Origin of the sequence: Rhodobacter sp. SY28-1 (assembly GCF_005222785.1) — a bacterium.
Lineage (GTDB): Bacteria > Pseudomonadota > Alphaproteobacteria > Rhodobacterales > Rhodobacteraceae > Tabrizicola.
Genome location: NZ_STGH01000004.1, coordinates 1 through 11,643 on the forward strand (window position 1 = coordinate 1; position 11,643 = coordinate 11,643).

The following is an 11,643-nucleotide window of genomic DNA, read 5'->3' on the forward strand; positions in this document are numbered from 1 at the left end:
ACCATGAACACCGCCCATATCGTTTCCGCCTTCGACCGCGACCTTGAGGCGGCGCAGGCCATGGTCATGCGGATGGGGGGGCTGGTCGAAACCGCCCTTCTGGACGCGGCCGAGGCGTTGGACACCCGCGACGAGGATCTTGCCGCCCGCGTACGCTCTGGCGATGCGGCCATCGACGCGCTGGAGGAAGAGATCAACACCAAATGCGCGCTGCTACTTGCGCTGCGCGGACCAACGGCCAGCGACCTGCGCACCGTGCTGACAGTGATGAAGATCGCCGCGGCGCTGGAGCGGTCCGGCGATTATGCCAAGAACCTGGCCAAGCGGACGGCCGTCCTGTCGCAGATGACGCCGGTGCCGGGGGCCTCAGGCTCGATCCGTCGGCTGGCGAAGGCGGTGGTGCAGATGCTGACCGATGCGCTGGATGCCTATATCCGGCGCGACGTGAAGTTGGCCGAGGACGTGCGGACCCGGGACCGTGATGTCGACCAGATGTACAACTCGATCTTCCGCGAGTTCCTGACCCACATGATGGAGGACCCGCGCAACATCGGGCCCTGCATGCATCTGCATTTCATCGCCAAGAACATCGAACGGGTGGGTGACCACGCCACCTCAGTGGCGGAACAGGTGATCTACCTCGTCACCGGAGCGTTGCCGGGGGACGAGCGGCCGAAGGTCGACAGCACCGGAACGGGGGCCTGAGATGGCACGCAGCGGACAGCCAAGGGTGCTTTTGGTCGAGGACGAACCGGCGCAACGCACGGTCCTGGCCTACAACCTTGAAGCCGAGGGCTTTGCGGTGACGCAGGCCGACAACGGCGAGGATGCGATGGTGCTGGTCGATGAAGAGGACCCGGACATCATCATTCTGGACTGGATGATGCCGAAGGTGTCGGGGATCGAGGTTTGCCGCCGCCTGAAGATGCGGCCCGACACGCGGGGCATCCCGATCATCATGCTGTCGGCCCGGGCCGAGGAAGTGGACCGGATCCGGGGGCTTGAGACGGGCGCGGACGACTATGTGGTGAAGCCCTATTCGGTGCTGGAACTGATGGCGCGAGCGCGGGCGCAGTTGCGCCGCGTGCGGCCCTCGACCGCCGGGGTGGTGCTGGAGCACGAGGATATTCGCCTCGATCCGGAGAGCCATCGGGTTTACCGGGGGGACAAGGTGCTGAAGCTGGGGCCGACCGAGTTCAAGCTTCTGGTCACGCTGATGGAACGGCCGGGGCGGGTGTTTTCCCGCGAGCAGCTCTTGGACCTGGTCTGGGGGCGGGACATCTATGTCGACACCCGGACGGTGGACGTCCATGTGGGCCGGCTGCGGAAGAGCCTGATGAGCCACGGTGGTGGCGATCCGGTGCGGACGGTGCGCGGGGCGGGCTATTCGCTGGGCTGAGTGTCCACGGTGGACATTTCTGGATTGTCTATCTGAATCAGATGGTTGTGCGCGGGCGTTAGGGGTTTCTTAACCTGGCTGGCGGCGGGTTTCGAATTGAGCGCTGACGCGCAAGGCTTTCCTCTTGTCGTCGGCCTTCGCCTCCTCCTCGGCTGACGAGCGGCGCTGCCCCTCGAGTTCCCCGGAGCATTTGGGACGTGAGCAAGATCAGAGGGTTTTCAGGACCCCGTCCAGGGTTGTGAGAACCTGATCGACCTTGCCGAGGCTAAATGGGAGCGGCGGGCGGATCTTCAGGCTGTCGCCTTTCGGGCCGGTGGAACTGATCAGGATGTGGTTCTCGCGGAGGGCGTTCACGAGGCGCGCGGTGCGGGCAGGGTCGGGGGTGCCGTCGGTCAGGATCGTCTGGCCGATGAAGAGACCGGCGGCGCGGGTTTCGCCAAGCGAGTCATGGCGTTGCGCGAGGGTCTTCAGGCCTTGCGCGAAGGCTGCACCGACGGTTGCAGCATTTTCTTGCAGGCCCTCGTCCCGGAGCACGTCGAGGACGGCCAGGCCAACGGCGGCGGCGACGGCATTGCCGCCGAAGGTGTTGAAGTAGCGCGCCTGCTGCCCGAATTCGGCGATGGTGTCTGGTTTCAGGACCAGCCCCGCGAGCGGGTAGCCGTTGCCCATGGGTTTGCCCATGCTCACCATGTCGGGGATCAGGCCGTGGCGCTGGAAGCCCCAGAAGTGCGAGCCGGTGCGCCCGAAGCCGGGCTGGACCTCGTCGGCGAGGAAGAGGCCGCCGCGCGCCCGGATCGCGGCGGCGGCTGGCGCGAGGAAACCTGCGGGATCGGGGTAGACGCCGTCGGAGGAGAAGATCGTGTCGACGATCAGGAGCGCGGGCTTGATGCCTTGCGCCTGCATCCGGTTGCAGGCTGCGATGACGGCTTGCGCGAAGCCTTCGGCGATGCCGTCTGGATAGTTTTCCGTGCTGGGCGCGGGAATCGGGAAGACCGTGGGGCCGGGGGCCACGGCGGGGCCGATGGACATCGACATCTCGGCGGTGGCGAGGGTGACGCCGTGGTAGGCGTTGTCGGTGACGATGACCCCGGTGCCACCCGTGGCAGCGCGGGCGATGCGGAGCGCGAGGTCGTTCGCCTCGGACCCGGTGCAGGTGAACATGACATGCGAGAGGTCGGGGGGGAAAAGGGCGAGGAGACGCTCGGCGTAGGCGAGGATGCCGTCGTGTAGGTAGCGGGTGTGGGTGGCGAGTTGGGCGGCCTGTCGGCTGAGGGCTTCGACGACGCGGGGGTGGCAGTGGCCGACCGAGGCCACGTTGTTGTAGCAGTCGAGATAGGCGGTGCCGTCGGGGGCGTAGAGGTGGACGCCCTGGCCGCGGGTCAGGTGGACGGGGGTTTCGTAGAACAGACGATAGGCCGGGCCGAGGGCCTTGGCGCGGCGTTGGGCGAGGGCCTCGTCTTCCGGGGACAGGTGCCCGGCGCCGGGGGTATAGGCGTTCAGCATGGTGGTCTGACGGGTCATGGCGGGCTTTCGCAGGCGGTCAGGAGTTGCGGGAGGAGGGCGGACGGGTCGGTCAGGGCGTCGAGACCCGCGCGCGAGGTGGGGGCGTTGCGCAGGATGTAGGGGGCGTTGTCCGGGTAGCGGGCGGCGCGCCAGGCGCTGATCGTCAGGGTGGTCACAAGGCGGGCGGTGATGAGATCGGGGAGGAGGGTGATCTCTTGGCGCGTCAAGGAGTTGACCTGATGGTAGGCCTTGGTCAGCGGGATCAGGAGGGCGGCCGGATCGGCGGGGTCGATCAGGTAGGAGGCGGCGACGGCGAGGTCGCAGATGCGGTGCGACAGGGTCATGTCGCCGAAGTCGAGGATGCCGGTGAGGCGGGCAGGCTCGACGGGGTCGGCAAGCAGGTTGTGCGGGTTGAAATCGCCGTGGATGACCTGGCGCGGGAGTTGGGCGAGGGCAGGGGCGATGAGGCTGGTGAAGCGGGCGAGGAAGGCGGTGATCCTCGGCTTAAGATCGGTCGGGAGGGCGTCGGTCAGCGGGGCGAGGTCGGGGGTGTTCCGGATGTCCCACAGGAGGTGGTGGTCGGCGGCCGGGTGATGGAAGTCTGCGAGCGTCGCGTCGAGGCGGCCGAGGGCGGAGCCGATGGAGGTGGCGAGGGCCGGGGTGCGGGGCAGGTGGGCGATGGGCGTGCCGGAAAGCCAGGTGAGGACCCTCAGGGAGCCGTCCGGTGTCGTGACGATTGTGCGGCCGTCCCGGGTGGGGATCACGCGGGGGATGGGAAGGTCGGGCGCTGTGGCTGCGGTGTGGAGGAGGGCAAGGGTCTGGAATTCGGTCAGCGGGGCGGGCTCGGCCGGGTTGGCGAGTTTCAGGGTGAACTGGCCTTGCCGGGTGTCGAGGCGGTGGTTCTGGTCGCGTTCGGAGGTGAGGGGATGAAGCGAGCCGGTCAGGCCCCACTGCGTGGCAACAAGCGCGGCGAGGGCCTGTGTCGGCACTTGCGGCGGTGGGAGGGAGAGGAGCGTGCCTGCGGGGTCTTGGGTCATGGTCTTCTGGTCCGCGGGCAGGATAGCGGCTGGCGCGCGGGGGGCCAGCGGAATGTGCGTTGACAATGATGAGTGATTTAGTCAGGATATTCGGGCAAGCCTAGCCAGCCCTGTTGGGGCACGCCCGGTGTCAGTCAACTTGGCGGAGATCACCATGTCCCAACACGAAGCGGCCCGAGGGGCCGGTTTTTTGGATCTGTTCAGCCAGGCGGTGACGGGGCTGTTCCCGGGGCCGGTCCTGGAGGCGCTGATCGCGCGGCTGGAGGATCGGCGATGAATGCGCATGTGGAAACTTGGCTGACCACGGATGCGACGCCGCTGCATGACGCGCGGGTGCTGACCGAAGGTGGCTCGCTGGCGCGGATCGTGCTGGACGGGCAGGTGTATTCGTTGCGCATCACTCGGGCGGGGAAGCTGATCCTGACGAAGTAGGGCTGTGGTGGTCGGGCCGGGGGAAATTTCTTGAGTAAGAAATTTGGCAAATTCCTTGCTTAAGGAATTTGGGGTCCTCAGCCGCCGGTGTGGCTCATGTGGCGGGTCATTTGCCCCGCGACCTTCTGGCGGGAGTAGTCGAAATCGTGGCCCTTGGGCTTGCGGGCGATGGCGGCGCGGATGGCTTGTTCCAGGACCGCGTCGTCGGGGCTGGCGCGCAGGGGGGCGCGGAGGTCGGCCATGTCTTCCTGGCCGAGGCACATGTAGAGCTCTCCGGTGCAGGTGAGCCGCACGCGGTTGCAGCTTTCGCAGAAGTTATGGGTCAGGGGCGTGATGAAGCCGACCTTCTGGCCGGTTTCCTCGATCCTGACATAACGGGCCGGGCCGCCGGTGCGTTCTGCAAGGTCGGTTAGCGTGAAGCGTTCGGCGAGGCGCGCGCGGAGGTCCTTCAGGGGCCAGTACTGGTCGAGGCGGAGGGGGGACATGTCCTCGCCCATCGGCATGACCTCGATGAAGGTGAGGTCGTGGTCGTTGGCCGCGCACCAGTCCAGAAGCGGGAAGAGCTCGTTCTCATTGAAGCCTTTCAGGGCAACTGCGTTGATCTTGACGCGGAGGCCTGCGGCGCGGGCGGCTTCGATCCCGTCGAGGACCTGTGGCAGGCGGCCCCAGCGGGTGATGTCCTGGAACTTTTTCGGGTCAAGGGTGTCGAGCGAGACGTTGATCCGGCGGACGCCGAGGTCGGCGAGGGGTTGGGCGAATTTGGCGAGCTGGCTGCCGTTGGTGGTCAGTGTCAGTTCCTTCAAGGCGCCGGTCTGAAGGTGCCGCGACATCGCTTCGAAGAAGGTGAGGATGCCCTTGCGGACGAGAGGCTCGCCGCCGGTAATGCGGAGTTTCTGCACGCCGAGGCGGACGAAGGTGGTGCAGAGGCGGTCAAGCTCCTCCAGCGACAGGAGGTCGGCCTTGGGCAGGAAGGTCATGTGTTCCGACATGCAATAGGTGCAGCGGAAATCGCAGCGGTCGGTGACCGAGACGCGCAGGTAGCTGATGGCGCGGGCGAAGGGGTCGATGAGCTGCTGCATGGAGGGAAGGTAGGCTTGCGCGGGCGGGCGCACAAGTGCGAGAGCGGCAATTGCGGGGCGGGAAGCGGCGGGATAGGCTGACGGGCATGAGACAGCTTGCTTTTGTTCCCGTCCTTGCCCTGGCCCTGTCGGGCTGTGCCCTGTTCCAGAAGGACGGGGCGGGACCGAGGTCGATCACCGGCCCGGCCGAGCCGCAGCCCGCGACCGAGTTTGCCCCGGCCGTCGCGACCACGACTTTGGGCGCGCGGGCGGTGAGTGCGGAAGCCCTGGACAAGACCACCGCCGAGGAGAAGGCGGCGGCACTGGCGGCACCGGCTGCGGGCGGCGAGCGGGAGTTGGGCCGAGTCGTCGTGGCGCTGGGCCCACCGGCAGAGCAGGGCATCTGGCTGTCATCGGCCCTGGTGAAGGAGAAGGCGCAGGGGCGGATCGTGACGGCGGCGGGCAAGTCGCTGGCGGTCGAACTGCGGCCGGGAACGGGCGGGGCGCTTTTGTCGCTGGCGGCCTTCCAGGCGCTGGGGCTGTCCCTGACCGAATTGCCTGAGGTCACGATCTACGGGCCGTAGGCGTCCTCGCGGTCGGGGCGCGGTTACTGAAATGAGCGCTGGCGCGCGAGGCTTTTGTCTCGTCGTCGGCCTGCGCCTCCTCCTCGGTTGATGGGGGCTTTACCCCCATACCCCCAGAGTACTTGGCCATGGGCAAGACGATTGCGTCTCAGGCTGGCTGGGGCGCGAGCGCCGCGGCGACGGTGGCGGTGACGTGCCAGTCGGGGCCGAGGAGAAGGAGGTCCGCCGTGTCGCGCTGTTCTGGTGTGGCGAGGTCGGGGCGATTCAGGACGCGCGCGGGGGCAGCCACGGCCATGTCGAGCGCGGTTTCGGGTCCAATGCCGACGACCGTGATCAGGCGGCGGAGGCCTTCGGCCATCGTGACATGCGCCCCGGCTAGCGAGCCTTCGGCATTCACAAGGCGACCGTCCCGGAGCCAGATGTCCTGGCCGTAAAGGCGAAAGTGGTCGGAGCCGCCGACAGTGCACATGGCGTCGGAGACCAGGAACATGCGGCCCGGGACGGGGCGCGCGCGGATGGCGAGGCCGACCATCTCGTCCGCGACATGGATGCCGTCGCAGATGATGCCGGCGAAGGCCGTGGAGTTGATGCAGGCCCCGGTCACGCCGGGGGCGCGGTTCAGCATCGGCGACATGGCGTTGAAGAGGTGGGTGAAACAGGTGGCGCCCGCGTCGAGGAGGGCGCGGACCTCTTCCGCCGTGGCGTCGGAGTGGCCGATGGAGACTGTGGCTCCGGTCCCGGCGAGGCGGGCCACGTCCTGGGGCGTGATGCTTTCCGGTGCGACGGTGATCTTGACGAAGATCCCTTCGGCGCGAAGGCGATGGACATGGGCGAGCGTGGTCGCGTCGAACGGGCGGACATGTTCGGCGGCATGGGTGCCGCGACGGGGGATCGACAGGTGCGGACCTTCGATGTGCAGGCCGAGGAGGCTGCGGTTGGGTTGCGGTTCGGCATTGGCGGCGAGGATGGCGTCCACGGCGCGGGCGAGGACTTCGGGCGCGTCGGTGATGACGGTGGGCAGGATGCCGACGGTGCCAAAGCGGCGGTGGGCGGCAGCCATGCGGTGGAGCGCCTGCGGCGACTGGTCGTTGTTCAGAAGCGCGTCGCCTCCGCCATTCACCTGCAGGTCGAGGAAGCCGGCGGTGAGCGTGCCCTTGACCCGATGGATGGGGGCGTCCGTTGGCGGCGTGCCTATCCGCAGGCTCCGGGTGCCTGCGATGCCGAGGGCCAAGCCGGGCCTCAGGCGGGTGCCGTCGTAGATCGCATCGGGGAGGAGCCAGAGGTCGGGTTTGGCGGTCATGGCCTTGGTCCCGTGAAGAAATAGGGGCGAAGCGCGGTTTGCACCCGGGCAAGGGCCAGCGCGCGCGGCAGGGGATGGCGGCTTTTGCGGGCGATTGCAATCTCGGACGGGCGGAAATGCGCGGCGAGGAGAGGATCGGGAAGGTGTTTGTCGGCGAGATCGGTCAGTAGGCGCTGAACGGCCGCCTGCGCCTTGGCGTCCGGCCAGTAGTAGCGGATGCGGTCGGCGAGGCCGAAGTGGCGTTGCAGGCGCTGCTCGGGGCCGTGGATATGGGCCTTCCAGTGACCGGGGTTCGCCAGCATCACCTCCTCCATCGCGTCGGGAAGGCTTGGGCCGGTCGACCAGCCGGTCTGGGCGCGCATCGTGTCGAGGGCGTAGAGCGCCTCGCGCCAGGCGAAGGTGAGGGCGGGGCCGACCTTCTGGAAGGCAAAGCCGAGTTGGGCGAGGCGGGGGTAGGCTTCCGGGTGCTGGTAGTCGGTCGAATGGGCCTCGAGGCAGACGCCGGGCCAGTCGGTCAGGGCGCCCAGGAGTCCGGGGTCGCGGGCGAGGGGGAGGTGGTGGACCTCCATCGGCGAGAACTCGACGCCGGGCTGGACGACGAGGCCGCCGATCTGGTCGAGGGGGATCTGGGCGGCATTGAAGGCGTCGCGGTGGGCTTCGAGGGTGGACTTTGCGCTGTCGGGGGTCGTGGGCGGGATGTCGCCGTGGTCGTCGGTCCGGGCGCCGCCGGGGGGCGGGACCTCGGTGCCGATGACGAAGAGGAGTTTGGTGGCGTCCGGTGCGTGCTTCAGGGCGGTGGCAGCAAGGGCGGCGGAGCGGGTGGCGGTGGTTTCGTCGGGGAGTTGGGCGGTCTCGCCCAAGCAGCCCTCGGAGCAGTCGAGGTGGATCTTGGTGAAGCCTGCGGCGGCGTAGTCGGCGACCATCCGGTGCGCCTTTTGCATGGCGTCTTCGGCGGGGAGTTTGCGCCAGGCCTGAGGGCCGAGGTGGTCGCCCCCGAAGAGGATTCGTTCACGTGCTACATGAGATTTCGTGGCTATAGCACGAACGAAGCTTAGGAAATTGGCGGGTCTCAGGCCGGTGTAGCCGCCGTCCTGGTTCACCTGGTTCGAGGTGGCTTCGACCACGATGGGCTGGTCGAGGGTTTCGGCGAGGGTGAGGGAGGCCTCCAGCGCGTCGGGATGGGCGGTGCAGACGGAGGGGATCGCGATGGCTTCCCCGGCGCGGTTGCGGGCGATGATCTGGCGCAGGTCAGGCATGGGCGACCTCGTTCAGGGCGTGGAGCGCGGCCCCGCGGGCGCCGGATGCGTCGCCGCCTTCCGCGAGGCGGATGGCGGGGATCGGGAAACCCTTCAGGGTGGCCTGGGTCAGGCGATGGGTCAGGTCGGTGGACAGGCCCGGGGCGCGGGAGAGGCCGCCGCCGATCACGATGACCTGAGGGTCGATGGTGAGGCAGAGGGTGATGAGAAACTCGGTCGCGAGGTCGAGCCAGATGTCCCAGGCCATCTGGAAGGCGGGGGTGGTGGCGCGGGCGGCGACGATGGTTTCGGGCGTGTGCGTCTGGCCGGTCAGGTGGGCGGCGATGCGCGACAGGCCCGGGGCGGAGAGATAGGTCTCGGCGCAGCCTTCGCGGCCGCAGCCGCAGGTCAGGATGGGCAGGTTGTGCGCAACGATTGGCGCGGCGGAGAGGGGGAAGTGGCCGAACTCGCCCCCCGTTGCGGCAGGGGACGGCAAGAGGTGGCCGCCGGTGACGACGCCACCCGCGACGCCGGTGCCGAGGATGAGGCCGACGGCGGGGTCGGCCCCTTTGGCGGCGCCGAGGGTGGCTTCGGAGAGGGTGAGGGCGCGGCAGTCGTTGATCCAGGCGATCGGGCGGCCTGCGGCGGTGGCGATGTCCTGCGCGAAGGGCCTGCCGGTGGCGGGTAGGTTGGAGGTGAGGGCGAGGCCGGTGTGCGGGTGGATGAGGCCTGCGGCGGAGATGCCGATGGGCAGGCCGGGGGCGTGGGCATCGCACCAGTGGATGGCCTCGGCCATGGCGGTGACGAGAGCGGGGTACTCCTTCGGCGTCGGCCAGCGATGGCGGGCCTGCAGGCTCCAGTCGGCGGCGAAGACCTGCGCCTCGATCTTGGTGCCGCCGAGGTCGATGCCCGCGGCGATCATGGCGTCACCGGGTGGAGGCGCACGCCCGAGACGACGCGGGTCAAGGTGCCTTGGCCTGCGAAGGGGTCGTCGACGTTCAGGCCAAGCGCGTCGGACCAGTGGACGGCGAGAAGTTGCGCGAGGGCGACGTAGAGAGGGGTGGACCAGAGGTCTCCGTGCGGTTGCGGGATGTCGGGGGCAGAGATGATGCTGTGCGGGAATTGGGCGCGGAGTTCGGCGAGGAGGTCGTCGTCATAGGCGCGGGTGTGGGGGTCGGCGGAGCGGAAGAGCCAAAGGTCGGTTTCGCCCACGGTGAAGCTTTTTGGGCCGTGGCGGAAGCCGAGGGTCGAGTCCCAGAGAGCGGGGACCTTTCCGGCGGCGAGTTCCATGACCTTGAGCGCGGCCTCGCGGGCGGCGAAGGCGAGCGGGCCGGAGCCGATGAAAACGGCGCGCTGGGGGCGGCGGGCAGTTCGGGCGGCTTCGATGAAGGTGGGGAGGAGGGTTTGCAGGCCGTCGGCGAGGGTGGCGAAGCGGTTGGGCGTGTCGTGAGTCGCAAGGGCGGTGTCGAAAAGGGCGGCGGCGGTCAGGAGCATGGTCGAGAAGCTGGAGGTCATCGCGAACCCCAGGTCGTGGGTAGCTTCGGGCAGGGCGATGACTTTGGCTCCTGGCCTTGTCGCGAGAATGGATGTGCCGTTGCAGGTGATGTTCAGGCGCGGCCAGGTGGGGGCGAGGGCGTCAAGTGCGTCGAGGAGGCCGATGGATTCGGTGGAGTTGCCGGAGCGGCCAAAGCTGACGATCAGTTTCGGCCGCCCCCGGAGATAGGTGTTTGGGCGGGCGACGATGTCGGTGGTGGGGACCGAACGGAAGCGGGGGCCTTCCTGGCCCTCAAGCCCGGCGGCGAGGATGTCGCCGATATAGGCGGAGGTGCCTGCGCCGCAGAACCAGACCTGGTCGGTGCCTGTGCCGGAGATCCAGTGGCGGAGGTCGGAAACAGGCAGTTGCGCGCCCCACGCGGCCCAGATCGCGGGCTGGGCGAGGATTTCCCGGAAGGTGGCGTGGCGGGTCAGGTCGGTCATCGCGTCTGGGTAACTTTGGAGAGCGTGGCAGGGCGGTCGGGGTCGTGGCCGAGGGCGAGGGCGGTTTGCAGGGCCAAAGGGTAGGTGAGGATCAGGAGGGCAGCCGCGGCGGCGGCGGGGGTAAGGTTTGTGGCACCCGCGTCCGAGGGGCGGAGGCGGAAGACGGTGCCGCCGGCGGCCTTGAAGCGGGCCTCGGCGGTGTCGAGGCTGGGCTGGACGTCCGGTTGTTCGGTGTCGAGGATCAGGATCAGGAGGGGGTTCGTCACCAGTTGCAGGGGGCCGTGCAGGACTTCGGAGGAGGAATAGGCCTCGGCGTGGAGGGCACAGCATTCCTTGAGCTTGAGAGCGAGTTCCTGGGCGGCGCCGAAGCCGGTGTCGCGGCCGATGACGTAGACGTGGCTGGCGCGGAGGAGGGCGGCGAGGAGGGCTCTCTGTTGCGGGAGCTGCTTGCCCTGAAGGGCGGCGATGGCCTGGGCGGAGGCTTTGGCGCGGGGGGCGTAGGCGGGGGTGAGGGCAGAGAGGAGGGCCATGCCTCCGGCGATGGCGCCGACGACGGATTTGGTGGCGGGGACGGCAAGTTCAGGTCCGGCGCCGATTGTCAGGGTCGTCTGCGCTTCGGTTTCCACCGGGCTGCCGGGGGCGTTGGTGAGCGCGAGGACGGTCGCACCCATCGCCTTGGCGCCGCGGGCAGAGCGGACGAGGTCGTCTGATGCGCCGGACTGGCTGACGACAAGGACGGCGCTGTCCTGCAGGCGGACGCCGTGGCCAAGGGAGAAGATCGAGGGGGGGAGCGAGGTAACGGGGAGGTGGGTTTCCCGCATGATTTCATAGGCAAGGATGTTGGCGGCAGCGTCGGAGGAGCCGCGCGCGACGGTGTAGATCGCGCGGAGGTGGGAGAGATCGGGCAGCGTCACGGGTTGCGCGACGGCGGTGGCGAAGACGCCGGGGGCCTCGGCGATCTCGTGCGACATATGCTGTCCGGCATCGGGGGAGAGGTCGGTCATGGTTGGGACTGGGCGTCTATTGAATTGAGCGCGTTCCGTGCGTTCCTTTTGTCTCGCCCCTTTGCGTGAAGGACGCAAAGCGGCTCGGGCGGCCTCCGGCGGGGATATTTGGGA

The 11,643-nt window shown here is 68.3% G+C and carries 13 protein-coding genes; 5 read left to right on the forward strand and 8 right to left on the reverse strand.

Annotated elements, in window-relative coordinates:
* Positions 1 to 3: 3 nt before the first annotated feature.
* Both phoU and phoB read left to right on the forward strand, forming a co-directional pair.
* Positions 4 to 705, forward strand: coding sequence for a phosphate signaling complex protein PhoU (phoU, locus tag E8M84_RS19035; RefSeq protein ID WP_137113009.1), 702 nt, complete (start codon positions 4 to 6; stop codon positions 703 to 705).
* A gap of 1 nt (position 706) precedes the next feature.
* Positions 707 to 1,399: a phosphate regulon transcriptional regulator PhoB gene (phoB, locus tag E8M84_RS19040; RefSeq protein WP_137112831.1), complete on the forward strand. Its 693-nt coding sequence runs from the start codon at positions 707 to 709 to the stop codon at positions 1,397 to 1,399.
* Positions 1,400 to 1,606: 207 nt separating this feature from the next.
* Here the strand turns inward: phoB and E8M84_RS19045 are convergent, their stop codons facing one another.
* Together E8M84_RS19045 and E8M84_RS19050 are read right to left on the reverse strand one after the other, a co-directional pair.
* Positions 1,607 to 2,920 (reverse strand): aspartate aminotransferase family protein, encoded by a 1,314-nt coding sequence (locus tag E8M84_RS19045; protein ID WP_137112832.1) that lies wholly within the window; start codon positions 2,918 to 2,920, stop codon positions 1,607 to 1,609.
* Positions 2,917 to 3,939 carry a phosphotransferase gene (locus E8M84_RS19050; protein WP_137112833.1) on the reverse strand — a complete coding sequence of 341 codons (1,023 nt, stop codon included), beginning with the start codon at positions 3,937 to 3,939 and terminating at the stop codon, positions 2,917 to 2,919. Before E8M84_RS19050 ends, E8M84_RS19045 begins: the two co-directional genes overlap by 4 nt.
* A gap of 154 nt (positions 3,940 to 4,093) precedes the next feature.
* Here E8M84_RS19050 and E8M84_RS21830 point away from each other — a divergent pair, with 154 nt between their 5' ends.
* The gene (locus E8M84_RS21830) at positions 4,094 to 4,216 is read left to right on the forward strand and encodes a hypothetical protein (RefSeq protein WP_276607135.1); all 123 of its coding nucleotides are present in this window, start codon (positions 4,094 to 4,096) and stop codon (positions 4,214 to 4,216) included.
* Positions 4,213 to 4,371, forward strand: a complete 159-nt coding sequence (gene hemP / locus E8M84_RS19055; protein WP_137112834.1) for a hemin uptake protein HemP — start codon at positions 4,213 to 4,215, stop codon at positions 4,369 to 4,371. The genes E8M84_RS21830 and hemP overlap by 4 nt, the downstream gene beginning before the upstream one ends.
* Before the next feature lie 77 nt (positions 4,372 to 4,448).
* Here hemP and moaA read toward each other — a convergent pair whose 3' ends face one another.
* Positions 4,449 to 5,450: a GTP 3',8-cyclase MoaA gene (gene moaA, locus E8M84_RS19060; RefSeq protein WP_137112835.1), complete on the reverse strand. Its 1,002-nt coding sequence runs from the start codon at positions 5,448 to 5,450 to the stop codon at positions 4,449 to 4,451.
* 86 nt (positions 5,451 to 5,536) lie between these two features.
* On the opposite strand from moaA, the gene E8M84_RS19065 reads away from it, so the two are divergent.
* Positions 5,537 to 6,013 carry a hypothetical protein gene (locus tag E8M84_RS19065; protein ID WP_137112836.1) on the forward strand — a complete coding sequence of 159 codons (477 nt, stop codon included), beginning with the start codon at positions 5,537 to 5,539 and terminating at the stop codon, positions 6,011 to 6,013.
* Positions 6,014 to 6,161: 148 nt separating this feature from the next.
* On the opposite strand, the gene E8M84_RS19070 is transcribed toward E8M84_RS19065, so the two are convergent.
* Genes E8M84_RS19070 through E8M84_RS21835 form a run of 5 tightly spaced genes read right to left on the reverse strand, consistent with a single transcriptional unit; the run spans position 6,162 to position 11,529 of the window.
* Positions 6,162 to 7,313, reverse strand: coding sequence for an N-acetylglucosamine-6-phosphate deacetylase (locus E8M84_RS19070; protein ID WP_137112837.1), 1,152 nt, complete (start codon positions 7,311 to 7,313; stop codon positions 6,162 to 6,164).
* On the reverse strand, positions 7,310 to 8,569 hold the full coding sequence (locus E8M84_RS19075; protein ID WP_137112838.1) for a class II D-tagatose-bisphosphate aldolase non-catalytic subunit: 1,260 nt from the start codon (positions 8,567 to 8,569) through the stop codon (positions 7,310 to 7,312). Before E8M84_RS19075 ends, E8M84_RS19070 begins: the two co-directional genes overlap by 4 nt.
* On the reverse strand, positions 8,562 to 9,470 hold the full coding sequence (locus E8M84_RS19080; protein WP_137112839.1) for an ROK family protein: 909 nt from the start codon (positions 9,468 to 9,470) through the stop codon (positions 8,562 to 8,564). Before E8M84_RS19080 ends, E8M84_RS19075 begins: the two co-directional genes overlap by 8 nt.
* A complete protein-coding gene (locus E8M84_RS19085; protein ID WP_137112840.1) occupies positions 9,467 to 10,525 on the reverse strand; it encodes an SIS domain-containing protein in 1,059 nt (352 codons plus the stop codon). The genes E8M84_RS19080 and E8M84_RS19085 overlap by 4 nt, the downstream gene beginning before the upstream one ends.
* Complete coding sequence (locus E8M84_RS21835) at positions 10,522 to 11,529, reverse strand: SIS domain-containing protein (RefSeq protein WP_276607136.1); 1,008 nt, start codon at positions 11,527 to 11,529, stop codon at positions 10,522 to 10,524. The genes E8M84_RS19085 and E8M84_RS21835 overlap by 4 nt, the downstream gene beginning before the upstream one ends.
* Positions 11,530 to 11,643: the final 114 nt, after the last annotated feature.

Excerpts from the sequence above, each read along its gene's own strand:
- E8M84_RS21830 (WP_276607135.1), top strand. The coding sequence starts at position 4,094 with ATGTCCCAACACGAAGCGGCCCGAGGGGCCGGTTTTTTGGATCTGTTC.
- E8M84_RS19045 (WP_137112832.1), bottom strand. The coding sequence starts at position 2,920 with ATGACCCGTCAGACCACCATGCTGAACGCCTATACCCCCGGCGCCGGG.
- E8M84_RS19050 (WP_137112833.1), bottom strand. The coding sequence starts at position 3,939 with ATGACCCAAGACCCCGCAGGCACGCTCCTCTCCCTCCCACCGCCGCAA.
- phoB (WP_137112831.1), top strand. The coding sequence starts at position 707 with ATGGCACGCAGCGGACAGCCAAGGGTGCTTTTGGTCGAGGACGAACCG.
- E8M84_RS19065 (WP_137112836.1), top strand. The coding sequence starts at position 5,537 with ATGAGACAGCTTGCTTTTGTTCCCGTCCTTGCCCTGGCCCTGTCGGGC.
- E8M84_RS19080 (WP_137112839.1), bottom strand. The coding sequence starts at position 9,470 with ATGATCGCCGCGGGCATCGACCTCGGCGGCACCAAGATCGAGGCGCAG.
- E8M84_RS21835 (WP_276607136.1), bottom strand. The coding sequence starts at position 11,529 with ATGACCGACCTCTCCCCCGATGCCGGACAGCATATGTCGCACGAGATC.
- E8M84_RS19070 (WP_137112837.1), bottom strand. The coding sequence starts at position 7,313 with ATGACCGCCAAACCCGACCTCTGGCTCCTCCCCGATGCGATCTACGAC.
- phoU (WP_137113009.1), top strand. The coding sequence starts at position 4 with ATGAACACCGCCCATATCGTTTCCGCCTTCGACCGCGACCTTGAGGCG.
- E8M84_RS19085 (WP_137112840.1), bottom strand. The coding sequence starts at position 10,525 with ATGACCGACCTGACCCGCCACGCCACCTTCCGGGAAATCCTCGCCCAG.
- hemP (WP_137112834.1), top strand. The coding sequence starts at position 4,213 with ATGAATGCGCATGTGGAAACTTGGCTGACCACGGATGCGACGCCGCTG.
- moaA (WP_137112835.1), bottom strand. The coding sequence starts at position 5,450 with ATGCAGCAGCTCATCGACCCCTTCGCCCGCGCCATCAGCTACCTGCGC.
- E8M84_RS19075 (WP_137112838.1), bottom strand. The coding sequence starts at position 8,569 with ATGCCTGACCTGCGCCAGATCATCGCCCGCAACCGCGCCGGGGAAGCC.